Here is a 23,936-nt window from a genome sequence, read left to right on the forward strand (position 1 = left end):
GACCGGCCCCCACTGAGTGGTCCGATTGGAATGTTAGTTTAGAGATTGCATTTTGACTACCTCCTTTGGTGCTGGCCAAACGAGAGCCTCGGGTGCCGGTGGTCGATATCCCAGCGATGAGTGCGGACGCACCGTGTTGTAGTGGTGTCGCCAGTTTTCAATGACGATCTGCGCTTCCTTCAATGTGTAGAAGATCTCGCCGTTCAGCAGTTCGTCTCGCAGCTTACCGTTGAAGCTCTCGCAATAGCCGTTCTCCCAGGGGCTGCCCGGTTCGATATATGCAGTCTTTGCTCCGACAGCCGCGATCCAGTCCCGAAGTGCTTCGGCGACAAACTCAGGTCCGTTGTCCGATCTGATGTGTGTTGGAATGCCCCGCGAGACGAACAGCTCGCAAAGGGCCTCAATCACGTCAGTCGCTCTCAGCCTGCGTGCGACACGGATGGCCAGGCTCTCACGGCTGAACTCGTCGATGACGCACAGCATCCGGAACGCCTTGCCATCGTGGGTGCGGTCGGCGACGAAGTCATAAGACCAGACATGGTTGGGCCGCTCCGGCCGCAGACGGATGCACGATCCGTCATTTAGCCACAGACGCCCACGTTTAGGCTGTTTGGCAGGGACCTTCAGCCCCTCACGTCGCCAGATCCGCTCGACACGCTTCTTGTTCACCGTCCAGCCGGCCCTGCGAAGCAACGCCGTAATCCGGCGATATCCGTAGCGACCATATTGACGAGCAAGCTCGATGATGTCGGCAGTCAAAGTCGCCTCATCATCGGGTGTCGTTGGGATCTTGCGCTGCGTCGATCGATGTTGACCCAGAACCTGGCACGCCCGTCTCTCGGAGATGTCAAGCTCAGCTGTTACATGATCGACGCACGCTCGGCGTCGGGAGGGGCTTAGAAGTTTCCCTTTGCGGCCTCAGCCAGGATCAGCTTGTCCAGCGTCAGATCCGACACCGCTCGCCGGAGACGATTGTTCTCGGTCTCCAGTTCCTTCAGCCGCTTCACCTGATCGCCCTTCAGGCCGCCATACTCATTGCGCCATCGATAATAGGTGACTTCCGTCACGCCTATCGCTCGGACTGCGTCTGCCACCTGCCGACCCTGTGCCATCAGCACATCAACCTGTCGAAGCTTCGCAACGATCTCTTCAGCTGTATGCCTCTTCCTTGCCATCGATCCTATCCTCCACCGCAAAACCATACTTCAGGGAGGACCACTTCAAAGGGGGCAGATCAGCCCAGACAACAGCAGCGAGAGGGCAAATATCGCATAGAAGAACATTTCAAAATTGAGCGTCCATCCGGCGATCAGAAGTGGCTCAATTTGTCCGGTTCGGGCCGAGATGTGGGGAATGAACAGCAGGGACTTCAGAAGATTCTCGAGCGGCGGGAGCGGCGTTGAATTTCGGAATATGACCCAACTCGAAAATAGCGCCAAGGTCACGCACCAGTAGAGTGGCACGACTCTGACGATGCGGTGCTGGATAAACGAGGCAGGCGTTCGCCTTGCCCCAGTCGTAACCCACATGATGAATCCGCTAATGACGAAAAAGATATCGACGCCGGCGGCGCCAAGCGGCGACCATGTCGAGCCAAAATACTCTGCTGTCATGCCATTCGCGTGGAAGAACACCACCATCATCGCGGCAATGCCGCGCAGATATTGAATACTGGAAAGCTGGGGCTGCACTTCCAACTGGGTCATGGACAAAGGATAAACTCGAAGCATGAAAAAAATCAGAAAATTGCAGCCAATAAAGCGGACATGATGGCCCAACCCTTCATTAACCCTAAACTGCCGAGCATACCTCTCGACCATGAAGCGATTGGCATCAACAGAGACCTGTTTGAACGAACAGAGACGGTGTGACCAATCGCTAGCGCTGACCATCATGGTCACGGCTGCAGTGAAAACTCACCAAATCGTCGACGCCCACGGCATCTTGAAGTCTGGCAATCCGTTCGCCTGAAGCAGACGACCTGCCATAAGAAAGCAGAGTTCATATTCCGTGGCTCACGACCTGATTTTATGAACAGCGCACATTGTCGGAATTTCAATCTTGTCGGGCAACGCCCGGGTTTTCGGCGACATCCTTTAGCGTCACTCCGGCTTCTTTTCTGGAGATGACTTTGCCGCTTCGTAGATATTTTGCGAATACGTCCCAGACTGGCGCGCCCTTTTGCTCGTTGACGGAAGCCCAGCCAGCCACCCGATAGCTCTTGTAAGCCTCGATCGCGCCGCCATTTTCAAGCTTCAAGTCAGATATCCGCCGTCCTACTATTCCCTTTGGTGCGCAGGTGTATGTCATGCCGCCGATGCGGACCATATCGCCACCTTGCTGATAATAGGGATTATCGTTGAAGAGATTGTCGCAGACGTCTTCCATGACGTCCTTGATCTGACTACCGGTCATGGTAAGTGGATAGATCTCCGGATAAGTGATTGCCGTTTCGGTGAGAATGTCCTCCATGGTTATGGACTGACCGGACAGCACCGTCGTTCCCCACCGAAAGCCCGGCGACAAGGCAATTTCCGTATCAAGCTCCTGCCGCAAGGCGTCGCAAATCAACTGATCCATGGTGCCGTTGAAATTTCCACGGCGATAAAGCAGATGATCCGCGGTTGCAATTTTATCTGCATACGCAACGGCATAAGGCGCGCGCAAGCGTTCAATCAGCGCGGTCATTTCCGGGGCCGGCTTGATCAGGTTCGCGAACACGGGGAGCAACGTGTAGCGCACATCGCGGACGTGGCCTTTTGCGAGATCGAGATCGAGTACAGCAAGGAATTTTCCGGCCGAACCAGCATTCGTCACAAGCGTCTTCCCGCCCGGATTCGCGACGCTGACAGGCCGTGGAACGGCGTCATGGGTATGGCCGCCGAGAATAACGTCGATACCGCTCACTTTGCTGGCGAGCTTGAGGTCAACGTCCATTCCGTTGTGTGAGAGCAGAACGACCGCATCTACCTTGTCATTTGCGCGCAAGGAATTGACCAGTTTTTGCAGTTCTTCGTCGCGGATGCCGAACGTCCAATCTGGTGTAAACCGCTTGGGATGGGCGATCGGCACGTACGGGAGAGCCTGTCCGATCACGGCAACGCGGAACCCACCCAGTTCCTTGATCGTCGCTGGTTTGAAAACCCGTCCGGATGCGGTGTCGAACGCCTCGGCGTCATTGAATGCGGCCTCTTCTGTCAGAAACACATTTTGCGCGAGAAATTCGCCTTTGAAGTTCTTAAGGTTGCGACGCAAAACATCTTCGCCATAGGTAAACTCCCAATGCCCCGTCATTGCCTCGATGCCGAGCAGGTTCGCCACCTCGACCATGTCGGCTCCTTGCATGGTATTGGCGAGACCACTGCCCTGCCAAAGATCTCCACCGTCCAGAAGAAGCGATCGCCCGGGTCCGGCTTCGCTGCGCAAGCGGTCAATCAGTGTTTTGAGATTGGCGAAGCCACCCAATTTGCCATAACGTTCTGCCGATTTCTCGAAATCGAGATATGTAAATGCGTGCGCGTTCGCGCTTCCCGGCTCGATTTGAAAGTAGTCGAGAAAGGCGCGGCCAACGAGATGCGGCGGACGGCCCTGCATGACGCCAACACCGAGATTGATGTTCGGTTCACGGAAATGATTTGGTAAAAGCTGCGCGTGGGTATCGGTCATATGTAGAATCCGCGCATTGCCGAAGCGTTCGAGATCGTAAACGTTGGCGTCGCCCGCAGCGCGACCGATGCGTGGCATACCCGTCGATACGACGGCCGCGCTCGCGAATTTAAGCAAATCCCGGCGGCGGAGTTTCATATGTTCCTCCCAACTAGACCTGTCGAGGGTCTACAAAATTTTTGAAGTAGCTAACGTTCTCGCCAATCTTCTCCAGAGAGTCGGCCCCATGACTCAGCATTCTTCGCTTGAAGATTGTCATGCAAGACTCGACAGCACGCCGGCGCCGGCCAGGAGCGCCACCACGATCCATGGCGGCGCCTTCCATACGGTGAGGAGGAGGAAGCCCGCGAGCGCGAGCGCAAAATCGCGCGGCGTCAGGACTGCGCTGATCCAGACCGGATTGTAGAGGGCTGCACCGAGAATGCCGACCACAGCTGCATTGCTACCACGCATCGCGGCCTGAGCGGAGGGGCGCGTGCGCATCGCATCCCAAAACGGCAACGCACCATAGACGAGCAGCATACCCGGAAGGAACACTGCGACGAGAGCAATGGCTGCGCCAGCAAGGCCGCTCGGCGCGGCTCCCATCACGGCCCCAAGATATGCGGAGAAAGTGAAGAGCGGTCCCGGCACCGCCTGTGCCAGCCCATAACCTGCCAGAAACGCCTCGTTGGTAACCCATCCGGGTGTGGCAACTTGCGCCTGAAGCAGAGGCAGCACGACATGACCGCCGCCAAAGACAAACGCGCCAGACCGGTAGAACGCGTCGAACAAGGCGAGCCCCTGGGAACTGGTCGCAGTAACGACGATCGGAGGAATCAGAAGAAGCGCCGCGAAGAGAACGAGCGCGATAATACCTCTCCGTCGCGTAACCGGGAAATTCAGATGCCCGGAAAGCGGCGCGACCTCCCCCTGACAGAGCCAAAGCCCCGCGCAGGCACCGATCGCAATCGCCGCGATCTGTCCGAACGATCCGACGAAAACGACAACGATCGCAACTGCGGAAAGTGCAATGCCAGCGCGGGCTCGATCGGGTGTCAGGGTTCGCGCCATGCCCCAGATGGCTTGTGCGACGACGGCGACAGCGACGAGCTTGAGACCGTGTAGGAAGCCTTCGGCAACCGGTCCTGTGAACACGGCTGCGCCCATCGCAAAGGCGAACAGGATCAGGGCCGACGGCATGGTGAAGGCGAACCACGCGGCAAGGCCACCAAAAAGGCCATTGCCGCGCAGAACACCGAGAGAAAAACCAACTTGGCTGGAGGCAGGTCCGGGAAGAAACTGACACAACGCGACCAGGTCCGCATAGGCTGTCTCGTCGAGCCATTTGCGCCGCACCACAAATTCATCGCGGAAGTATCCGAGATGGGCAATGGGGCCGCCGAAAGACGTCAGGCCTAACTTCAGGAATGCCGTAAAGACCTCCCTGACCCGGCCTTCGGTTGCATCACTGCTCATAGGCGAGCACTGGCGATTGGCGTTAACGCTCCACCGCTTCGCCGATAAACTCCCGAACCCGAGCCTTCGCCAATTTGAGCCCCTGTTTGCCCAATCTGGTAGCCTTGTAGAGTTTTCGCCCGACGCTCCCTTCGCGCTGCACGCGCGAAGTCAGATAGCCCTTGCGTTCCATCGCATGGAGCATCGGGTACAGGGTTCCCGGACTGAGCCGATAGCCGTGGCGTGACAGCTCGTCGATCATCCACTGGCCGTAGATCTCCATCTCTGCCGCGTGGTGCAGGATGTGGAGCCGAATGAAACCGGTGAGGAGATCGTCGAACTTCATTGTCCAGATTCATTTGATTCGATTCCCGATATCGATATACGATATCGGGAGCCGATACTGTAGCCAAGCGTTTCCGCTTATGGTGTAAACCAGAGGAGATCATAATGGCTTCCGTATCCGACAGAAACCCACAACATCACACCCAGAATATGAAAAGGCGCCTTTCCGAGACAGTGACACATCTCCGAGAGGACATTGGCAAAGTGGACGACCCCCAATTGAAGGCCATGTTTGAAACCTCGGCCGAGGTTCTAGGTGGGCTGATCAAGGCATTCGAGGACTATGAAAGGAAGAACGAGGCGGCCTGGCGGAAATAAGTCCTTTCAGGTCGCGCGCGATGGCTATCCCGTGAAAAGCCCCGTTAAACATTATCTAGACTATTGCATTTCGATAGTGCAACTCAGCAGTGGTCGATTTGGTTGCTACGCCGGAGGCTCGCATGACAATGGATCGGCGTCGACTGCTGCAAGCTGGGGGAATTACAGCGCTCTCGGCTGCGCTCCCCGAATTGGTCCAGGCTCAGGCTTCCTTATCGCCCCAAGGCGCAGCAGATCATACGATCCGGATTGGCAATGGGCTCGTTGAACTGGCGCCCGATCGGATCATTTCCACCACCACCTATAACGGGCAGTTTCCCGGGCCCCTTCTGCGCTTCAAGGAAGGCCAGCAGGTCGTTGTCGATATCCATAACGACACCGATACGCCCGAACAACTGCACTGGCATGGGCAGACCATACCGGTGGATGTGGATGGCGCATCCGAAGAAGGAACGCCCTTTGTCCCTGCGCATGCCATGCGCGCCTCCTTGGCCAAGGGCATGCCGCACGGTTTCGAGGTCGGTTACAGCCTGTTCTCGATCAATGGCCGAATATTGGGTCACGGCGACCCAATCCGCGTGAAGGCAGGTGAGCGCGTCTTGTTTCATATCGTCAACGGAAGCGCGACTGAAATCCGGAGCCTCGCCTTGCCGGGGCATAGCTTTGACGTGATCGCATTGGACGGCAATCCCGTTCCCACACCAGCACGTGCGCCGGTCCTGTGGTTGGGAACCGCCGAACGTATATCGGCGATCGTTGAGATGAATCATCCCGGCGTGTGGGTGATGGGCGACCTTGCGGACGACGACCGCACAAGGGGCATGGGCATCGTGATCGAGTATGCCGGGAAAACCGGGAAACCAAAATGGACTAAGCCCGCGCCATACAAATGGGACTACACGCATTTCGGGAAGTCTGATGCCGACGGACCTGCCCCGGATGAAACCATCGAGATGATGTTCACCAAAAAGAACGCGGCCAATCAAGGCTTCAACGAATGGCGCATCAATGACATGGCGTTCTCAATGGACAAAATGGAGCCGATGTTTCATCTGCGTCAAGGGAAACGTTATCGACTTCGCATGCGCAACGCCAGCGATGACATCCATCCTGTTCATCTGCATCGGCATAGCTTCGAATTGACTCGGATCGCTGGCAAAGCAACAGCCGGGATCATGAAGGATGTCGTCATGTTGGGTGGTTATCAGGAGGTGGAAGTGGACTTTGTGGCGGACAACCCCGGCTTGACTCTTTTCCATTGCCACCGACAGCTGCATATGGACTTCGGCTTCATGGCGCTTTTCGATTACGTCTAGCGCCATGCTGTTTAACTCCTACCCGGTGTACCGCCCGGAACGTCACGAGACATTCGTCGCACTCGTTCAAATTAAAGAAGGCGCGTTCTGTAAAAAAATCAACTCGGCGCCAATTTACAATCACGTCCGCCGCAGTCGCCAAGACCGCACTTTCCGGTTGGAATCGTTTGAATGCCTGATGGGTCGGATCGGCTAAAGATGTCGCGCTTCCAGTCTTTATCGAGCCGACAACACCAGACGGCGGGTGATTGTCGATGGTCGTTCAACTGATGCTCTCGGTCGGCACGAGCGGCAACATTATTGGGCAATGTGCTGATTTTGAGTGGTTTGCTCATCCTTTCCGACCTCGATAAAGTGCTGGAAGGTTAGCTCCTTCAAAACCTTCCCCATTCTCTACACGACCTAGCCGGCGGCCATTGGAGTGTGAGGATCGCGAGATATTGCCCCGATGTTAATGAGTGTTCTGGCTTACGTTGGTGCCGCTGTAGCGGAGATCGCAGGATGCTTCACCTTTTGGGCGTGGCTGCGGCTCGGCAAATCGGCGCTCTGGCTGTTGCCAGGTATGGTCTCTCTAGCGCTCTTCGCTTATCTGCTCACTCTTGTTGACAGCGAAGCCGCCGGTCGGACTTACGCCGCATATGGCGGAGTTTACATTTTGGCGTCGATTACGTGGCTTTGGCTTGTCGAGGGGCAGCGACCCGACCGCTGGGACTTGTCCGGCGGTTTCATTTGTCTAGCTGGCGCTGCGGTAATCTTGTTTGCTCCGAGGTCGTAGATTCTATTCCAGCGCAATCAGACCGTGTTGGCGCGACGAAAGGTGCTGAACTGGCGTCGATGAACGGCGTCCTAAGCACCGCATGGCCGTGGGTCGCATCTATCCGGATTTGGATTGGAGGCATAGCTGGCATCGGCGATTGCCATTTCTAAAGCTCGCAGAGCGCTTGCCGAGCGGTTCAGGGACATAATTCCGCAAGTGAATAGGCGTTGATCCACTCGCGGTCGCGCGGAGCTTCGTGGCAGTTATGCACCGCGTTCGGCGCTGACAGACTATCCTCCCTCGGCTCAACGGGGACCTCGAGTCGATGTCAGGGGACTGAGATCCAATCGCGCTGAATGCACGGGATGCTACATGCCAAGCAGTCCGATTCAGGTCGCTAAGATCTTATGATTTGTCGGGGTCAACGATTTCGCGAATTCTGGCACCGACTTGGAATCGCGCCGAATTGCCGTCACCGATTAGAGCACCCCAACGGTGCGACAACGACGCTGTTGCATCATCCCCCTAGGGGGATACAATTGAGTATGCCACACGGTCATGTCCACGAATCCCATCCGAAAATCGTCAAACGGCTGAAGCGGGCCGAGGGTCACCTTCGTCGTGTCATCGAGATGTTTGACGAGCATCGATCCTGCCTCGATCTGGCCCAACAGCTTCACGCCGTCGAAAGAGCTGTCAGCGAAGCAAAGCGTACGTTAATCTACGATCACGTCGATCACTGCCTCAACACTGCGGCGAACGGAACCGGAAAATCCACGGTGGCCGTCGTCGATGAGTTCAAGGCCATTTCCAAATACCTGTGACGGCTCCCACGCGGGATCCAAGTCGGAAAAGCACCATGGCAAGCCGCTCGACCATCTTTGTTGTCGCGTTCGCGGCAGGAGCCGGGATTTTCGCGCTCGCGCCGGGGCTATCGACGACGGTTCAACGGGCAATCGGGATAGGACCGCAGGCCAACACGGCAATTCCGCCCAAGCCGTCGGCACCGGAGCCGATCTCCGGCCTTCTGCCAATGAACGATGAACAGATCAAGCTCGCGCAGATCGATCTGGTCGAGGTAGGACCGGCAGCAATCGCAAAGCGTCTCGTTGTTCCGAGTTCGATCGTTCCGCATGGCGACCGGATCGCGCACGTCTCGGTCAAGCTGTCCGGCACGGTCGCGGAGTTGCGCAAGAATATCGGCGACGACGTCGTCAAGGATGAGGTGATCGCGGTCCTCGAGAGCCGCGAGGTTGCCGACGCCAAGAGCGAGTACCTGGCAGCCCGCCTGACGAACGATCTGCAACAGGATCTGTTCAACCGGGACCGGCTCCTTTGGGAAGCTAAAACCGGCACCGAACAACAATATCTCCGCTCCCGCAACGCCGCTGCGCAGACCAGCATGAGGGTCAATATCGCGCGGCAGAAGCTGATGGCTCTCGGCCTCGCCGAGAGCGAGATCAAGGCGCTTCCGGATGCGCCGGAGGCCCGCCTGCGGCGGCAGGACGTCGTGGCCCCGATCACCGGGCGCGTCGTCGAACGCAAGGTCGAGCTTGGCACGGCGGTCGGCCGCGACAATCTTGAAACGGAACTGTTCGTCATCGTCGACCTCAGCCGTGTCTGGGTGGAATTGTCGGTGGCCTCCTCCGACCTTCCTTTGATCCAGGAAGGGCAATCGGTCAAAATTTCCGCGCGAGGTCTTACCAAGACAACCATCGGCAAGATCGTCTTCGTGAGCCCGCTGGTCGACAAGGATACGCGCACGGCGCGCGTCGTGGCTGAAATCCCCAACGCTGAGCGGACCTGGCGTCCGGGATCGTTCGTCACCGCGGCGATCGCCCTCAACGAGCGGACCGTGCCCGTCGTCGTGCCCGCGACCGCAATTCAAAAGTTGGAAGGCCAACCGATCGTATTCGTCCGGACCAAAGACGGCTTCGAGAAGCGGGACGTCGTGCTTGGCGAGAGAGAGGATCAAGCCCTCGAGATCGTGTCCGGCCTGACGCCCGGCGAGGCCATTGCCGCGACGAACACGTTCTCGCTCAAGGCCGAGCTTTCGAAGCCAAGGGACGAGGACTAAGCGATGATCGAACGCATCATCGATTTTTCGGTCCGGCGCCGATGGCTGGTCCTACTGATCACGCTGGCGGCGGTCGTATCGGGCTTCTGGTCCCTGACCAAGCTTCCGATCGATGCGGTTCCCGACGTCACCAACGTCCAGGTCCAGGTCAACGCCGTGGCCCCGGCGCTGACGCCTGTCGAAATCGAGAAGCAGGTCACCGTCGCGCTGGAGACGGTGCTGGCCGGCACGCCCGGTTTGGAATCGACGCGGTCCTTTTCGCGAAACGGTTTTGCCCAGATCACGGCCGTGTTCACCGACCGCACGAACATCTACTTCGCGCGCCAGCAGGTCTCGGAACGTATCAACGAGGCCAAGGCCAATCTTCCGCCCGGTGTGGACATCAAGCTTGGGCCGATCTCGACGGGTCTGGGCGAGATCTACTGGTGGGCGGTCGAGTACGCCAAGCCTGGCGCAATTGCGCCGGTGCGCGACGGGCAGCCCGGATGGCAATCCGACGGGACCTACCTCACGCCCGAAGGTGAGCGCCTGACCGACGATTTTCAGCGCACCGTATATCTGCGCACCGTACAGGACTGGATCATCCGCCCGCAGATGAAGACGGTCCCCGGGGTGGCTGGCGCCGACGCCATCGGTGGCTTCGTCAAGCAGTTTCAGGTGCAGCCCGACCCAACGCGGCTGATCAGCTTTGGACTGTCGCTCGACCAGGTAATCGCGGCCATCGAGGCCAACAACGTCAGTCGCGGCGCCAACTACATCGAACAAAATGGCGAAGGTTACGTGGTACGCGCCAGCGGCCGCGTCGAAAATATCGAAGACATCTCGCAGATCGTCGTCGCCACGCGGGCCGGCGTGCCGGTCCGCGTCAAGGATGTCGCCGACGTCGCAATCGGAAAGGAATTGCGCACCGGCAGCGCCAGCGTCAACGGCCGCGAGGTTGTCCTTGGAACGGCGCTGATGCTGATCGGAGGCAACAGCCGCACGGTCGCGGCGGCGGCGGATGCGAAGATCAAAGAGATCAGCCGCACGCTTCCGCCCGGCATCTATGCCCACACCGTGCTCAACCGCACGCAATTGGTCGATGCCACCATCGAGACTGTCGCCACCAACCTGGCGGAAGGCGCACTGCTCGTCATCGTCGTGCTCTTTCTCTTGTTGGGCAACCTGCGGGCTGCCGTGGTGACCGCGTGCGTCATCCCGGTCACCATGATGTTGACCGCAACGGGCATGCTGCAGGGCAAGATCAGCGCCAATCTCATGAGCCTGGGCGCCTTGGATTTCGGACTGATCGTGGACGGCGCCGTGATCATCGCGGAGAACTGCCTCCGCCATCTTTCCGAGCGCCAGCGCGAGCTTGGGCGGGCGCTGGCGCTGGACGAACGGCTCCAGACCGTCAAGGAATCGGCCATCGAAATGATCCGGCCGACGGTCTACGGCCAGCTCATCATCATTCTCGTCTACGTGCCGCTGCTGACGTTCACGGGCGTTGAGGGCAAGACGTTCGAGCCGATGGCGCTGACGGTCATCATCGCGCTCGTCGCGGCCTTCGTCGTCTCGCTGACGTTCGTCCCGGCCATGGTCGCGCTGACCGTCACCAAACCTGTCAGCGAGCAGGAAAACGCCATCATCCGCACGCTGAAGGCCGGCTATGCGCCGCTGTTGACGCGGGTGATCGCGTCACCGCTGCCGGCCATCGGCGTTGCCGCGGTTCTGTTCATCGCCGCGGGTTTGCTGTTCACGCGGCTGGGACAGGAGTTCACGCCGACGCTGGACGAAAAGAACATCGTGATGGAGGTCAAGCGTGTCCCGAGCACGTCCATAACCCAATCGCAGGCGATGCAACTCCAGATCGAGAGCGTCGTCAGCAAATTTCCCCAAGTGGCGTTCGTGTTCTCCCGCACCGGAACGCCGGACCTCGCCGCCGACCCGATGCCACCGAGCGCGTCCGACACCTACATCATCGTCAAGCCGCAGGCCGAGTGGCCCGACCCGTCGATGACGAAAGACGATCTCATCAAGCAGATCGAAGCGGAAGCCTCGAAACTTCCGGGCAACAAGCTGGGCTTCTCCCAGCCCATCGAAATGCGGTTCAATGAGCTAATCGCGGGCGTACGCGAGGATCTGGCGGTCAAGGTCTTCGGCGACGATTTCGAGGAGATGCAGCGGACCGCGGGCAGCATCGCCAGTGTGCTGCGCCGCATCGACGGCGCCCAGAACGTCAAGGTGGAAGAGACCACCGGTCTTCCGTTCCTGGAGATCAAGATCGACAAGGCCGAAATCGCCCGCCGCGGCCTCAGCCTGCTCGCGGTCCAGGATGTGATCGAAGCCGCGGTCGGCGGCCGGGTTGCCGGGCTGGTGTTCGAGGGCGATCGGCGTTTCCAGATCATCGTCAGGCTGAACGATGCGCTGCGCAACGATATCGCGGCGCTGGAAAACCTGCCGGTCCAATTGCCGCGACTGACTGCAAATGCCGCCGTGGCGTCCGTGCCCCTTCGCGCTCTGGCGACCTTCGAGCAAACCGAAGGCGCCAACCAGATCAGCCGCGAGAACGGCAAGCGGCGTGTCGTCGCGACGGCCGAAGTCCGTGGACGGGATATCGGATCGCTGGTTGCCGAGGCACAGGCGGCCGTTGGCGAGAAGGTCAAACTGGCACCAGGGACCTGGCTCTCCTGGGGCGGGCAGTTCGAGAATTTCTCCGTCGCCCGGCAGCGTCTGATGTTCGTGGTCCCCGGCTGTTTCCTCTTAATATTTCTGCTGCTGTTCGGTGCCCTCGGTTCGGCGCGGGACGCGCTTCTGGTCTTCAGCGCGGTGCCCCTCGCGCTCACGGGAGGCATCGCTGCGCTATGGTTGCGCGGCATGCCATTCTCGATCTCGGCCGCCGTCGGCTTTATCGCACTCTCCGGGGTCGCGGTCCTGAACGGATTGGTGATGCTCAGCCAGATTCGAAGACTGATTTCGGAAGGTGTGGGTACAAGCGCGGCCATCAGCCAAGGCGCTCTGACACGGTTTCGTCCGGTCATCATGACGGCATTGGTCGCCTCGCTCGGCTTTGTGCCGATGGCGCTTGCGACGGGTACAGGGGCCGAGGTGCAGAAGCCGCTGGCGACCGTAGTGATCGGCGGGCTGTTGAGCGCGACACTGCTTACCTTGCTCGTCTTGCCGGCGCTCTATTCCTACTTCGCGTCCGTCGAAAGCCAGACAAAGTCCGACCGTGCGTTCGCTCCACGCCGGGCCGCCGAATAGACCTTGAAGGTACCACATGCTGACGAAAATACAGGATTGGTTCGGTCTGTCGCCGCAACGGCAATCAGTTGACCTCGGTCACGGGCATGACGACGGCCGGGGCCATGGCCACACACACGGTACGATAGACCCCACCATCGCGACGACAACGCGGGGCATCTGGGCTATCAAATGGTCGTTCATCGTGTTGGCGATCACGTCCATTCTCCAGCTTGGAGTCGTTACGATTTCGGGCAGCGTCGCGTTGCTCGCCGACACGATCCATAACGTCGGAGACGCGGTGACCGCAATCCCTCTCTGGATTGCTTTCATGTTGGCACGCCGCAAGCCGAGCAAGACGTTCACCTATGGTCTGGGGCGCGTCGAGGATCTGGCGGGCGTGATCATTGTCGCGATCATCCTGTTCAGTGCCGTCTTCGCCGGCTATGAGGCGATCGAGCGCCTGATCCATCCGCAGAGTATTGATTTCATTCCGTGGGTGGTTGCCGCCGGCATCATCGGATTCATCGGCAACGAAGCCGTGGCGGTATTCCGCATTCGGGTCGGGCGCGAAATCAACAGCGTGGCTCTCATCGCCGATGGTTATCATGCGCGCACCGATGGTTTCACAAGCCTGGCCGTCGTCGCGGGTGCGATCGGCGTTTGGCTAGGATTTCCGCTTGCAGACCCCATCGTGGGTCTCCTCATTACGATCGCCATCTTCGGCATCGTCTGGCAGTCGTCCAAGGCGGCGTTTGTCCGGATGCTGGACGGCGTCGATCCCGCCATCACCGACGAAGTCATACACGCTGTCGAGCATGTCAAAGGTGTCCGCCGGATTCTTGAAGTCAAGGCACGTTGGCTTGGACATCGCCTGCTCGCTGATATCGGCATCCAGATCGACGCCGACATGACGATGGCCGACGCCGACCGTTTGGCGGACAACCTCAAACATGAGCTGTTCGAGCATATTCCCGGCCTCAGCGTGGCCAACGTTCGCGTTTCGTCGCGATTTGCCGGCGATACGGTGGCGCCCGCGAACCATCATGCGCCGGAGCCGTTCCAGGTGCGGAGCCATCTGGCGGAAGGAGCGCTTTCGATCGCGAGCACACCGGCGGGCGAGCGGATGCGGCTCACCTTGAATCGCCCCATTGATGGATTGAACGCCGTCGTAGTGATCGCGCGCGCCGGCCTTGCCGAGACGCTTGTGCTTTCTCCATCTTCGTCGAGTCCTTCAATGCTCGAAAGCACGTCCGCGCCCGCCGAGCCGCATGAATTCGACGCGCGGCTTATTCTGTCGATAAATGGCGAAGAGGACGTTCAGGAATTTCGTATGGAGGAGCCGGCGGGCCACGGTCATTGAAACTCCGAGCAGCCGCCCGCTATGCAACTTGGGTATCCGCCTAGCTAAGACGTCGGCTCAGGCCTCGCCATTCCGGTTGCTGAACCGAACGCCGAGTGTCGGGAATTCCGGACGGCGACGCCACCCAAGCGACGCGCCGGTTGCCGAGTGGTTGCGCACCGTGCAGCTAATCGCCCCTCCCCCGAAGGAAATCGTCGCGGCCTTCGGGATCCGGTGGCGCGGCGCCGATCTATTGTCATCTTCCATCCAACATCCTCCGCTTCCTCCGGCCGACCAACGCTCGCCTTCGGCTCAGTGCTTGTGTTCGCCCCTCTGCGCAGTCTGCATCCCGGCCCCGGCCTTCCCGCCTTTATCCGGTTTCTTATCGCCGCCCTTGTTCATCGACTCCATCTCTTCGTCCGGCGGTGCCCTCGCCACCACGTCCTTGTAGTGCTCTGCGGACAGGCCGGGCAGCTTGGTGACGAAAGCGACGATACTCCAGATGGCCGCATCATCGTGCCCGAGCCCCCAGGCCGGCATGCCACTCATCTTCAAGACATGCTTCGTGACCCAGAACGCCGTCTTTGGATCGATGCGCTGCTCCGTGAGATTCGGGGGCTTCAGGTAGAGGCCGGGCCGGATTTCAGAATCCGATTGCTCCGGCGCAAGATGGCAATTCATCCGCCTCGCCGTGATCAACCGCTATTCGATCCTGCTGTCGGGCGGGACGAGCTCGGGCAAGACCACGTTCGTGAATGCGATCCTCAAGGAAGTGCCGGTCGACGAGCGCATCATCACCATCGAGGATACGCGGGAGATCAACCCGGTCCAGAAGAACTACCTGCCGCTCATTGCCTTCAAGAGCGACCAAGGAGAGCGACAACATTTGCCGACATGGGTCGTCGACAGTTTCAATCAATATATCGCGCTCGAGCCGGAGACGCGCAACAGCGCCGTCTTCAATGTCAACATGGCGATGTCGCTCTGGAACAACGGGCTGATTTCAGCGGCAACGGAGACCTCAGACTTCGACATTCGCGAGCTACGCCGCCGGCCGATGACGATCTTCATCGGTTGCACCATCGCACAGTTATCGATCTTCCGACCGCTGATCCGCATCCTGTTTCAGCAGGTCCATGATCTGATGATGGTGAAGATCCCCGCGAGGACGAGCCACACCAAGTGCTGCTGATGCTCGACGAGTTCTATCATGTCGGAAGGATGGACTCGCTGATCTCGAAGATCACGATCAGCGCCGGCTATGGCTTCCGCATGGCCATCATCATGCAGGACATTGCGCAGCTCGATGAGCTCTACGAACACGCGCATCACGACGGTGTCCGGTTCCCAGATCAAGCTGTTCATCCAGATCAACGACCTCGTGACGTCGGAGTTCGTGTCGGAGGTGCTGGGCGAGACAACGCAGGTCTACCAGACACCAATCCAGCGGCCCGGGCAGGGGATATTCGCGCCGCGCGTCTGGTCTCCCCACTACACGCCGCGGCCGCTGCGCAGCCCGCTCGAGCTGCGCGAGATGTCGGCACGGCGTTCAATCCTGCTGGTGAAAAACTCGCGATCGTTCGAACTGACCAAAATCCGACACTAGACGCCCACGCTGGCCGCAAAGAAGGACGACCGTCGCGCCGCCGTTGTCTCAACGGTGCGTCAAAACTCCTGTTATATTCATGGGAACGTCACGGCGCTTGGCACCGCGGGTCGTCATCCACGCCTGCGTGGAGCCGTGCGGCCACCGGGCGTTTCGAGAGGTCGTTAAGCTCAAGCGGTGCGTTGACTCACTCATTTTTTGCAGGTGCCCCGAGTGAGGAGCTCTGGCCAAGCACGACGCCATTCACCGATTGGCCATACATCGACATGGGTGAGTCGTGATACTTCTTGCGGGTTTCGGCAACCGAGCCCGAGAATCGCGGATCCTGAGGACGCTCCTGGCTATCGATAAAGGTCGCCACGTCCCAGGCTTCCTGATCGCTGAGCGTGTTGCCCTGGCTCAGCGGCATGTTCGCTTTGATAAAGCCGGCGGCATTCGTAATGGAGCTCATGCCGGCTCCCCAGTTGTACGAGCGCGCTCCCCATAGGGGCGGAAACACCACCGTGCCGTCGGACGAGTTTTGTCCCTGCCCCGTAACTCCATGGCAGACAGCGCATTTTTGCACATAGACCTGCTCCCCGTGACCATAGTCGAGCTTGGCAGGCTTCGGTAGTTTCGGATAACCGCGACCGGGCAAATCGACGCCGGTCGGCGCACCCTTCGCCAGGAAATAGGCATAGGTTTCGATGGCGACGAGAACGTTGTCGCCCAAGGGGGGCGCCTTCCCGTTCATGCTATAACGAAAGCAGCCCTGTACTCGCTGCTGAAATGTGTTCACATGACCGTTCTTGTCGCGGTACGCCGGATAGGCGACGTATGCGGCCCAGAGAGGCGCGGAGTTCGCGAGCCGGCCTCTGTCGATATGGCAGTTCGCGCACTGAAGCGCGTTACCGACGAATTCCTTGGCATTGTTCTGAGTATCATGGAAAATATCCGAGCCGAGCCTGACCATTTTGCCGAAATCGTCGTCGGGTATTTCGTCGTCGCGCGGAGGCGTGAAGACCTGCTTCGCCTGCGCGCCCTTGTCAGTCGCATTTGTGTCCTTCGTTGATGTCCCCGCGGTCTTCGGGTTTTCTGGCCGCGGAAGCGAATAGCCGACAAATCCGGCCAGCCCGAGAAAGAGCAAGCCCGCTGCCCAGGTTTGCGGGTTGGGTCGGCTTTCGCTCATGGCTTCGTTCCTTTCTGCCCTGCAGATGCCGAAGCGACTACTGGCAGGCTGGCATAGTATGCGCCGACCGCGGCCATCTGCGCTTCATCGAGCTTGCTCGCGATCCCCGTCATCAAATTCAACGGATCGTTGCCGCGCTTTCCTTCCTTCCACGCTTTCAGCTCTTTTACGATATATTCGGCGGATTGGGCGGCCAGCTTCGGAAACGAATCACCAACACCTTGTCCGGCCCGGCCGTGACATTGCCCACAGCCCGGCAAGCCCTTGGACCAATCTCCTCGCAGCGCGAGAGCAGCACCTATGGCGAGGGTCTTGTCATCCGGCTTTTTCGGCTCCTGCACTTTGGGGGCCGACAATGCGCCGTAAAAGGACGCCACCGCTCCGCGCTCGTCCGCGCCAAGCGCCTTGGCGATGGGGTGCATGGTTTCACTTTCGCGTTTTCTGTCGGCAAAATCGTTGAGCTGGCGCAGAAGATATCCGCTATCAAGTCCGGCAAGCCTCGGATAAGCGGCATCGAGCCGCCCCTCGCCTTGATTGCCATGGCAGGCGGAACAGGCAGGCGCCCCCTTATCGTTGCCATTCGCTGCTATGCCGCTGCCGTCCGCCGCAATCGCGGTCGCGATGAACAGTCTTGCCAGCAAGATCATGAAACAGCCAGCCGAGACTAGCGCGAGAAGGTTGACAGACGTCGTCGACCGAGCAGGCAAGTTCTCGGGAGCTTCCGCGCATTCCGCTGCCCTTTGATCCCCGGATGGTGGTAGCGACTGGAATGCCAAAATGTATGTCCCGTAAGTCCTGCGATTTCATCACACAGGAATAAACCGCCCCAGACCCTCGTTCGGATGAGTTGATTGCCTCCGAAAATAGTCTTGTAGTGCATTGATCGCCTTGACCGGCAAGTCTTGCCGATTCCGACCAAATTTCTGAGGCACACCTTGGGCGGTCACGAAGGCTGCTTTGTAGCTGTGGTCCGCCGCTAGGGCCGCGTCTGCCGTAAAGATGTGCTCGATTCGATGGCCCGGAGGATTTTCAAGCTTGCCGTAGATGGTCAATCCCCTGAAGCGCTTGAGGTAGCCGCCCATCTGCCCGAAAGGATCGGCTGAAAATGTCCGCTCTAGGCTCTCCTCCATCATCTCTTGGATTTCCACGCCGGTAAGGTCTACGGTCGAGATCGGCGGATTGCTCGGAATGATATTCCAGAGATCGTTCATGGTAACCGGGCCTGGTGGGACCGGTGCACCATATCGCCAACCATTTGAAAATGCGATATCCGTTTCCCCGGCTTTCGCAGCGGCCGCAAGGAGCACATCGTCCATCGACGCGGAAAGGATCGTGTCGCGGTGCAATCCGATAGGTGTATTGCCGACAATCTCTGCCAACATGGCGCGATGGGGACTCATTACTTCGTCAACAAGGCGCTGCATCACCGGGTCCGGCTCTATAGCATCGCTGACGGAAATAAGCTGATGCTGTACATCAGAAATCCTTCCGTCGGTTACGTTCAGGTCCAGCCGTCCAACAAAGGATCCATGGCAACCGGACTGAATGATGAGTGTGTTCCCGATCCGGGCGGGGCGTTCGAGCCGGTTGTGCGTGTGACCGCTGACGAGGATGTCGATGCCCTTAACGGAGGCCGCGAGTTTGACATCTTGAGGAAAACCCAAATGCGACAATACGACAATCAGGTCGACTCTCTCGGCGCACTTTAGCCGATTGATCTCTGCAGGTAGCTCATCTAGACCCAAGGTGAAGCGGAGGCCCTCGCTGAAATGTGGCGGCATGCTTTTGTCAAGGATTGTAGCTGCGATTCCGATCACGCCGACGCGCAGTCCGGCGCACTCGAGAGCCACGGATGCGGGAAAAGCTCGATCACCGGTCGCCTTGTCGTAGCAGTTGATGGCGAGCATCGGGTGGTCAAGCCGATCGACCACCTTGCGGAAGTGCGCGGGGCCCCAGGCAAACTCCCAATGCGCCGTCATAGCGTCGAGTTTCAGCGCGTTGACGAGCGGGATCAAAGCTTCACCGCGACTTACGGCGGCGGGGTATGTCCCATGAAACGTATCACCATTGTCGAGAACCAAGACATTGCCAGGATTTTCACGACGCGCGGAATTTAACAGCGAAGCGATTCGCGCGTATCCTCCGAGCGTGGGGTAAGACGCTTTGCTTCCGCTCCAGACAAGCTCTGGATGGGGTTCCAGGTAGCCATGTGTGTCGTTGATCTGAATAACTGTCAGATTGCAGGATTGTGTCATTCGACCTCCGCTACGCTGGCGGAGCTTGCTTGGCTCCAATGTCTGCAATTACTTCCTGCAGCGCAGCGCGGACGCTTGCTGCAATTCCAGCGAGCTTGGGGTTCTCGATTGCTTGCATAGACGCTACCGGATCCACAGCTGAAATTTCAGTACGACCCGAATCACGCTCTTGCAGGACAACATTGCAAGGAAGCATGGTGCCGATTTTATCCTCAGCCTGGAGCGCTTGGTACGCCATTTTTGGGTTGCAAGCGCCCAGGATACGGTAAGGATGAAAGTCCACATCCAGCTTCTTCTTTAATGTTTGCTGCACATCAATCTCGGTGAGCACACCAAAACCATGTTTCTTCAAGGCTTCGGTAGTCGCAGAAACGGCGGCTTCCATCGGCAAATCGACAGTCTTAGAAAAATGGTAGCTCATGAGCGTTTCTCCAGGCGCGGTAAAATATGCGGGGTTAGCTTCGCTGTTAACGCCGTTCGACAGCTAAGGTTCACTGACATCGCGAATGGCTCGGGTCGAACGACAGCACGCCTACCACTAGCCGCGTTCAGTCGGCGGCAGCAGCACCGGCCGTCGCGGTGACTCCAGCCGCGACCGAGAGCTATTTCCTAGCTCGCCTTCGCACGATTCGTAGCACTCCCGTCCACAGTAGGTTCAACGGCTAAAGCTAACGCGCGGTCGATTGCAATCGCACCCGATCCGTTAAAGGCGAAATGAATCAACGCGCCAAGGATAGCTATATTCTTGAACAACGGCCCGGCGTGGCCGGGAGCCACGTGCAGCGTAATCGTAATCGGCACCAGAGTCATGAAAAGCGCGACGGACGACAGCCGGGTCATAAAACCGATAGCAAGCGCGACCCCGGCCGGAACGAAAATAGCTCCGGAAACCCAGAGCAAAACAGATGGATTGCCGATCGTGTTGATTGTATTTGCCCACGGCGATTCAGCTATCCGCTCAAGCATCTGACGATGCTCCACGAAATGTCCGAGCCCGCCAACGATGAAAATGAGGCTGAGGCAACCGCGAAAAATGAGGTCCGAGAAGCTTGAGTTTGTTTTCGAGAACCGCTGTAATTGCGCAATAAATGTCACTCTTCAATCTTTGAGATGAACGGCCCAGGCGCACGCCAATTAACGCTCTCGTTTATCGGCCAGAGGACAGGTACTTGGCGAGCGCTGCACCTGCCAACACCAGCACCACGATGACGACAATCCATGTGAGGCCCATGCCAAACATCATTCCTCCGCCTGTACCGTCCATCATTGTCTTGGGTCCTTCTGTTTAGATTGCACTAGTACGTCACGATCCGACTCACGCCGCGCTTTCGGTTTCGCCGCCCGCCTTTTGCATCGCCGGGAATCCACCGGCTACATGCGAGACGTTGGCGATACCGATGCTCTTGAGCGTCTTCGCAGCCAGCGCTGATCGGTTGCCGGAAGCACAATAGAGCACCAGCCGCTTGCCGCTGCTCAACGGCTTGACATGGGTTGGGCTGTTGGGGTCGGCATGGAATTCTAGGAATCCGCGTGAGGCATGCACCGATCCCTTGAGAACGCCAGTCTTGCGTCGCTCGTTGGTTTCCCGGACATCGACGAATACCACATTCGGGTCGTCCATCAGTTTCACGGCGGCGTCCGCCGAAAGCGTCTCGACCTCCGCCGTGGCCTCGGCGACGAGTTCTTTTGCGCTCTTAATGTTCATGGAGGTCTCCTTCATTCCAGGGCGCGCTTTCGAGCGCCCCAAGGGGGATTTTGAGATAACGCCGGCCGTTCGACTCTGGATCGGGCAGCCGACCGCCTCGAATGTTCACTTGCAGGGATTGCAATATCAGTTTCGGCATAGGCAGTTTCTTGTCACGAGTCTGCCGAAGCGCCACGAACTCAGCTTCGGTCTTCGCCTCTCTAAGGTGAATGTTTTCGGATTTCTGCTGTCCCACCGTACTTTCCCAGGCGGGCTGGCGCCCGCCTGGCATGTAGTCGTGTCCGGTGAAAACCTTGGTGTCCTCTGGCAACGCAAGAATCCTATGGATACTTCTCCAAAGTGCGTGCGCATCCCCACCCGGAAAATCGGCGCGTGCCGTTCCGAAGTCTGGTTGGAACAGGGTGTCATGAACGAAGATTGCATCTCCGACACCGTAGGCGATCGAGGCAAGCGTATGCCCCGGCGTAAACATCACCTCGACATCACAACTGCCGATTTTGAACCGCTCGCCGTCGACGAACAGCTTGTCCCATTGCGAGCCGTCGGTCGGGAAGGTGTCGGAGTAATTGTAGATTTCTTTCCAGAGCTTCTGCACTTCGACGACCTTTTCGCCGATCGCGGTCTGGACGCCCGTTTTGCCCCTGAGATAGGCCGCTGCCGAGAAATGGTCGGCATGCGGATGCGTGTCGAGAATCCATTCGAGCGTGTAGCCCTCGTTCCGCACATGATCGAGTAGCTCATCGGTCGACCACGTAGCTGTTGAACCGGACTTTTCATCAAAATCGAGAACAGGGTCGATGATGGCGCAGTGCCGGGTCTCGGGATCCGCGACAACGTACTGCACACTGAAGGTGCGTTTGTCGAAGAACCCCTTGACGATTGGACGCCCCTGCAACGCTGACTTCACCATGCAACCGTCCTTTCCTGGAGATAAGAGATGTTCAAGCCGCGAACAGCGTCACCGTTCCGCGCGCGACGACGTAGAGGCCGACCAGAATAACCAGGCCAGCGAACGTCAGATTGAGTGACCGCTTCCTTGCTGCGAGCGCTTTTCCGAACGCCACACCGGCGACGCCGCCAACCAGGCCGCCGAGAACGAACAGGCTGGCAATCGGCCAGTCGATCATTCCGGAGATTGCATAGCTCGCTGCAGTTGCTGCCCCGAATGCTGCGACGGCAACGAGAGAGGTGCCGATCGCCATCGTCAGGGGCATCCCGGTCGCAAGCATGAGGCCGGGCACGATCAGGAAACCGCCTCCAATTCCGAAGAAACCCGACAACAGTCCGACCGCAAAACCGATGCCCAGCAGCAGCGGTAAAAGCTCGCGTGCCGTTGTCATCGACAATCGCACCTCCGGATTCCCCGCCGTACTGCGGCTGCGCAGCATGGTGATTCCCACGATGATCATCAGCGCGCCGAACAGGACCAGGAGTTTCTGCCCATCGAGCGCTTTGGCCACCGTAGAGCCCGCAACCGCCCCGAACACGCCGGCTGACGCAAAGACGGCCGCACAGCGCCACTTCACATTTCCGGCGCGGGCATGGCTCACCACGTTGCCGAGTGCGCTCAGTGAGACCGCAATAGCACTTGTGCCGATAGCGACATGTGGCGACGTGACCCCGACAGCGTAAACCAGAAGAGGAACTGCGAGGATAGAACCGCCGCCCCCGACAAGGCCGAGCACCAGACCAACAATTCCGCCCGAAATCGTTGTCGAAATGCCGACGGGAAAGTCCATCATGGCTCAGCAACGCTCCCTGTTACGCCTGAGCCATTCGATTCCACGGAGCAAACGCGAGAATTCGGGCCATAACGCAGGTGCCGGTGCTCCCGGCGATGACCAGACCGGCGCCGACGAATCCCGATAGGGCGTAGAATCCCGGATGCAGCAGCGCGCCCAAACCAACGCCAAGAATCACGAGACTGCCTGCCGCGATCTGCACCTGCCGCATTATTTCGATCGGCCGGCGGGTATCCTTGAGAACCGGCAGCCCGGCCGCTTTCCAGGCGTTCAGTCCGCCACGTAGAATGTGTGCGTCGCCGCCGGCAGCGACCGCGAGCTTTTCCGCCGCTGCACCGGTTCGGCTTCCTGACCGGCAGTGAAAGATCAGCAGCTGCGCCTCGTGCCGATCCAGCGGAACGGTAAGGCGGGACAATGGAACAAGCTTGGCATTTGGGATACGCTCGCGCGCATGTTCGTCCGGTTCGCGCACGTCGATGAGCAAGGCCCCCTCTTCATTGATCAAGCGCAATGCTTCCTGTGGATCATGATGTGTGGTCATTTGTGTTTTCCTGATTTTCTGACCGGCTTACAAAACAGCCGATGAAGCGTCGCAAAAAGCTCTTCAATCCGCCCGTCCGCGATTCGGTACCAAACCGTGTGGGAATCTCGTCGAAACGTGACGATTCCCTCGTCGCGCATTTTCGCAAGATGTTGAGACAGCGCGGATTGGCTAATGCCGACTGCATCGACGAGGGAACCCACGGTCGCTTCGCCGTATTCGACCAGCTGGCAAAGAATCATCAACCGACGCTCGTTCGCGAGCGCACGGAGAATGCCCGCCACTTCCATGGCGCTTTTCTCAAAGTCCGCGAGATTCAGCATAGTCGTCACTATGTCACTTGCATTGCATTAGTAGTTGCTAATTTAGTGTGTTATGATATTAATTCAAGAGGCCTCGTGCAGATGCCAGTCCGGATACTCTATTCGCGTCACGGAAG

The 23,936-nt window shown here is 58.7% G+C and carries 22 protein-coding genes and 2 pseudogenes; 8 read left to right on the forward strand and 16 right to left on the reverse strand.

Annotated elements, in window-relative coordinates:
• Positions 1–33: 33 nt before the first annotated feature.
• From CWS35_RS37780 to CWS35_RS37805, 5 genes are all read right to left on the reverse strand, one after another.
• Positions 34–1,175, reverse strand: a protein-coding gene (locus CWS35_RS37780) for an IS3 family transposase (RefSeq protein ID WP_100554962.1) whose coding sequence is annotated in 2 segments (ribosomal slippage) — positions 34–911 and positions 911–1,175 — 1,143 coding nt in all. Because the reading frame shifts where the segments join, the coding sequence is not laid out codon by codon here.
• Positions 1,176–1,220: 45 nt separating this feature from the next.
• Positions 1,221–1,895, reverse strand: a complete 675-nt coding sequence (locus tag CWS35_RS37790) for an acyltransferase (RefSeq protein ID WP_245439188.1) — start codon at positions 1,893–1,895, stop codon at positions 1,221–1,223.
• Between the two features lie 160 nt (positions 1,896–2,055).
• The gene (gene soxB / locus CWS35_RS37795) at positions 2,056–3,804 is read right to left on the reverse strand and encodes a thiosulfohydrolase SoxB (RefSeq protein ID WP_100554889.1); all 1,749 of its coding nucleotides are present in this window, start codon (positions 3,802–3,804) and stop codon (positions 2,056–2,058) included.
• A 117-nt stretch (positions 3,805–3,921) separates the two neighbouring features.
• A complete protein-coding gene (chrA, locus tag CWS35_RS37800) occupies positions 3,922–5,124 on the reverse strand; it encodes a chromate efflux transporter (RefSeq protein ID WP_100554890.1) in 1,203 nt (400 codons plus the stop codon).
• Between the two features lie 22 nt (positions 5,125–5,146).
• Entirely contained in the window at positions 5,147–5,449 is a 303-nt protein-coding gene (locus tag CWS35_RS37805; RefSeq protein ID WP_100554891.1) for a PadR family transcriptional regulator, read from the reverse strand.
• Positions 5,450–5,888: 439 nt separating this feature from the next.
• On the opposite strand from CWS35_RS37805, the gene CWS35_RS37815 reads away from it, so the two are divergent.
• From CWS35_RS37815 to CWS35_RS37840, 6 genes are all read left to right on the forward strand, one after another.
• A complete protein-coding gene (locus tag CWS35_RS37815) occupies positions 5,889–7,082 on the forward strand; it encodes a multicopper oxidase family protein (RefSeq protein ID WP_100554970.1) in 1,194 nt (397 codons plus the stop codon).
• Positions 7,083–7,530: 448 nt separating this feature from the next.
• Positions 7,531–7,857, forward strand: a complete 327-nt coding sequence (locus tag CWS35_RS37820) for a YnfA family protein (RefSeq protein ID WP_100554893.1) — start codon at positions 7,531–7,533, stop codon at positions 7,855–7,857.
• Positions 7,858–8,384: 527 nt separating this feature from the next.
• Positions 8,385–8,663: a metal-sensing transcriptional repressor gene (locus tag CWS35_RS37825; protein ID WP_100554894.1), complete on the forward strand. Its 279-nt coding sequence runs from the start codon at positions 8,385–8,387 to the stop codon at positions 8,661–8,663.
• 209 nt (positions 8,664–8,872) lie between these two features.
• Positions 8,873–9,916, forward strand: coding sequence for an efflux RND transporter periplasmic adaptor subunit (locus CWS35_RS37830; protein WP_245439192.1), 1,044 nt, complete (start codon positions 8,873–8,875; stop codon positions 9,914–9,916).
• A gap of 3 nt (positions 9,917–9,919) precedes the next feature.
• Positions 9,920–13,159 (forward strand): efflux RND transporter permease subunit, encoded by a 3,240-nt coding sequence (locus CWS35_RS37835; protein ID WP_100554896.1) that lies wholly within the window; start codon positions 9,920–9,922, stop codon positions 13,157–13,159.
• A gap of 16 nt (positions 13,160–13,175) precedes the next feature.
• Positions 13,176–14,501, forward strand: coding sequence for a cation diffusion facilitator family transporter (locus CWS35_RS37840; protein ID WP_100554897.1), 1,326 nt, complete (start codon positions 13,176–13,178; stop codon positions 14,499–14,501).
• 291 nt (positions 14,502–14,792) lie between these two features.
• Here CWS35_RS37840 and CWS35_RS37850 read toward each other — a convergent pair whose 3' ends face one another.
• Positions 14,793–15,161, reverse strand: a complete 369-nt coding sequence (locus tag CWS35_RS37850; protein WP_100554898.1) for a cytochrome c — start codon at positions 15,159–15,161, stop codon at positions 14,793–14,795.
• Between CWS35_RS37850 and CWS35_RS39755 the strand changes: the two are divergent.
• A pseudogene (locus tag CWS35_RS39755) lies at positions 15,151–15,357 on the forward strand (ATPase, T2SS/T4P/T4SS family); the annotation flags it as partial. The gene CWS35_RS37850 and the pseudogene CWS35_RS39755 sit on opposite strands and share 11 nt — an antisense overlap.
• A 9-nt stretch (positions 15,358–15,366) precedes the next feature.
• Positions 15,367–16,086, forward strand: a pseudogene (locus tag CWS35_RS39905) (type IV secretory system conjugative DNA transfer family protein).
• 187 nt (positions 16,087–16,273) lie between these two features.
• On the opposite strand, the gene CWS35_RS37860 reads toward CWS35_RS39905, so the two are convergent.
• From CWS35_RS37860 to CWS35_RS37905, 10 genes are all read right to left on the reverse strand, one after another.
• Positions 16,274–17,254 (reverse strand): c-type cytochrome, encoded by a 981-nt coding sequence (locus tag CWS35_RS37860; RefSeq protein WP_100554899.1) that lies wholly within the window; start codon positions 17,252–17,254, stop codon positions 16,274–16,276.
• The gene (locus CWS35_RS37865) at positions 17,251–17,901 is read right to left on the reverse strand and encodes a c-type cytochrome (protein WP_100554900.1); all 651 of its coding nucleotides are present in this window, start codon (positions 17,899–17,901) and stop codon (positions 17,251–17,253) included. The genes CWS35_RS37860 and CWS35_RS37865 overlap by 4 nt, the downstream gene beginning before the upstream one ends.
• A 159-nt stretch (positions 17,902–18,060) precedes the next feature.
• Positions 18,061–19,509 carry a bifunctional UDP-sugar hydrolase/5'-nucleotidase gene (locus CWS35_RS37870; RefSeq protein WP_100554901.1) on the reverse strand — a complete coding sequence of 483 codons (1,449 nt, stop codon included), beginning with the start codon at positions 19,507–19,509 and terminating at the stop codon, positions 18,061–18,063.
• A 10-nt stretch (positions 19,510–19,519) separates the two neighbouring features.
• Positions 19,520–19,930 carry a DUF302 domain-containing protein gene (locus tag CWS35_RS37875; protein ID WP_100554902.1) on the reverse strand — a complete coding sequence of 137 codons (411 nt, stop codon included), beginning with the start codon at positions 19,928–19,930 and terminating at the stop codon, positions 19,520–19,522.
• 188 nt (positions 19,931–20,118) lie between these two features.
• On the reverse strand, positions 20,119–20,604 hold the full coding sequence (locus CWS35_RS37880) for a DoxX family protein (RefSeq protein WP_100554903.1): 486 nt from the start codon (positions 20,602–20,604) through the stop codon (positions 20,119–20,121).
• A gap of 220 nt (positions 20,605–20,824) precedes the next feature.
• Entirely contained in the window at positions 20,825–21,214 is a 390-nt protein-coding gene (locus tag CWS35_RS37885; protein ID WP_100554904.1) for a rhodanese-like domain-containing protein, read from the reverse strand.
• Positions 21,204–22,124, reverse strand: coding sequence for an MBL fold metallo-hydrolase (locus CWS35_RS37890; protein WP_100554905.1), 921 nt, complete (start codon positions 22,122–22,124; stop codon positions 21,204–21,206). The genes CWS35_RS37885 and CWS35_RS37890 overlap by 11 nt, the downstream gene beginning before the upstream one ends.
• Before the next feature lie 31 nt (positions 22,125–22,155).
• Positions 22,156–22,956: a sulfite exporter TauE/SafE family protein gene (locus CWS35_RS37895; RefSeq protein ID WP_100554906.1), complete on the reverse strand. Its 801-nt coding sequence runs from the start codon at positions 22,954–22,956 to the stop codon at positions 22,156–22,158.
• Positions 22,957–22,975: 19 nt separating this feature from the next.
• Positions 22,976–23,497: a rhodanese family protein gene (locus tag CWS35_RS37900; protein WP_100554907.1), complete on the reverse strand. Its 522-nt coding sequence runs from the start codon at positions 23,495–23,497 to the stop codon at positions 22,976–22,978.
• Entirely contained in the window at positions 23,494–23,820 is a 327-nt protein-coding gene (locus tag CWS35_RS37905) for a helix-turn-helix transcriptional regulator (RefSeq protein ID WP_100554908.1), read from the reverse strand. The genes CWS35_RS37900 and CWS35_RS37905 overlap by 4 nt, the downstream gene beginning before the upstream one ends.
• Positions 23,821–23,936: the final 116 nt, after the last annotated feature.

Source organism: Bradyrhizobium sp. SK17 (genome assembly GCF_002831585.1).
GTDB lineage: Bacteria > Pseudomonadota > Alphaproteobacteria > Rhizobiales > Xanthobacteraceae > Bradyrhizobium.

Bases quoted from the DNA above. Each gene is read 5' to 3' on its own strand.
- CWS35_RS37790 (WP_245439188.1), bottom strand. From the start codon at position 1,895: ATGATGGTCAGCGCTAGCGATTGGTCACACCGTCTCTGTTCGTTCAAA.
- soxB (WP_100554889.1), bottom strand. From the start codon at position 3,804: ATGAAACTCCGCCGCCGGGATTTGCTTAAATTCGCGAGCGCGGCCGTC.
- chrA (WP_100554890.1), bottom strand. From the start codon at position 5,124: ATGAGCAGTGATGCAACCGAAGGCCGGGTCAGGGAGGTCTTTACGGCA.
- CWS35_RS37805 (WP_100554891.1), bottom strand. From the start codon at position 5,449: ATGAAGTTCGACGATCTCCTCACCGGTTTCATTCGGCTCCACATCCTG.
- CWS35_RS37815 (WP_100554970.1), top strand. From the start codon at position 5,889: ATGACAATGGATCGGCGTCGACTGCTGCAAGCTGGGGGAATTACAGCG.
- CWS35_RS37820 (WP_100554893.1), top strand. From the start codon at position 7,531: ATGTTAATGAGTGTTCTGGCTTACGTTGGTGCCGCTGTAGCGGAGATC.
- CWS35_RS37825 (WP_100554894.1), top strand. From the start codon at position 8,385: ATGCCACACGGTCATGTCCACGAATCCCATCCGAAAATCGTCAAACGG.
- CWS35_RS37830 (WP_245439192.1), top strand. From the start codon at position 8,873: ATGAACGATGAACAGATCAAGCTCGCGCAGATCGATCTGGTCGAGGTA.
- CWS35_RS37835 (WP_100554896.1), top strand. From the start codon at position 9,920: ATGATCGAACGCATCATCGATTTTTCGGTCCGGCGCCGATGGCTGGTC.
- CWS35_RS37840 (WP_100554897.1), top strand. From the start codon at position 13,176: ATGCTGACGAAAATACAGGATTGGTTCGGTCTGTCGCCGCAACGGCAA.
- CWS35_RS37850 (WP_100554898.1), bottom strand. From the start codon at position 15,161: ATGAATTGCCATCTTGCGCCGGAGCAATCGGATTCTGAAATCCGGCCC.
- CWS35_RS37860 (WP_100554899.1), bottom strand. From the start codon at position 17,254: ATGAGCGAAAGCCGACCCAACCCGCAAACCTGGGCAGCGGGCTTGCTC.
- CWS35_RS37865 (WP_100554900.1), bottom strand. From the start codon at position 17,901: ATGATCTTGCTGGCAAGACTGTTCATCGCGACCGCGATTGCGGCGGAC.
- CWS35_RS37870 (WP_100554901.1), bottom strand. From the start codon at position 19,509: ATGACACAATCCTGCAATCTGACAGTTATTCAGATCAACGACACACAT.
- CWS35_RS37875 (WP_100554902.1), bottom strand. From the start codon at position 19,930: ATGAGCTACCATTTTTCTAAGACTGTCGATTTGCCGATGGAAGCCGCC.
- CWS35_RS37885 (WP_100554904.1), bottom strand. From the start codon at position 21,214: ATGAACATTAAGAGCGCAAAAGAACTCGTCGCCGAGGCCACGGCGGAG.
- CWS35_RS37890 (WP_100554905.1), bottom strand. From the start codon at position 22,124: ATGGTGAAGTCAGCGTTGCAGGGGCGTCCAATCGTCAAGGGGTTCTTC.
- CWS35_RS37895 (WP_100554906.1), bottom strand. From the start codon at position 22,956: ATGATGGACTTTCCCGTCGGCATTTCGACAACGATTTCGGGCGGAATT.
- CWS35_RS37900 (WP_100554907.1), bottom strand. From the start codon at position 23,497: ATGACCACACATCATGATCCACAGGAAGCATTGCGCTTGATCAATGAA.
- CWS35_RS37905 (WP_100554908.1), bottom strand. From the start codon at position 23,820: ATGCTGAATCTCGCGGACTTTGAGAAAAGCGCCATGGAAGTGGCGGGC.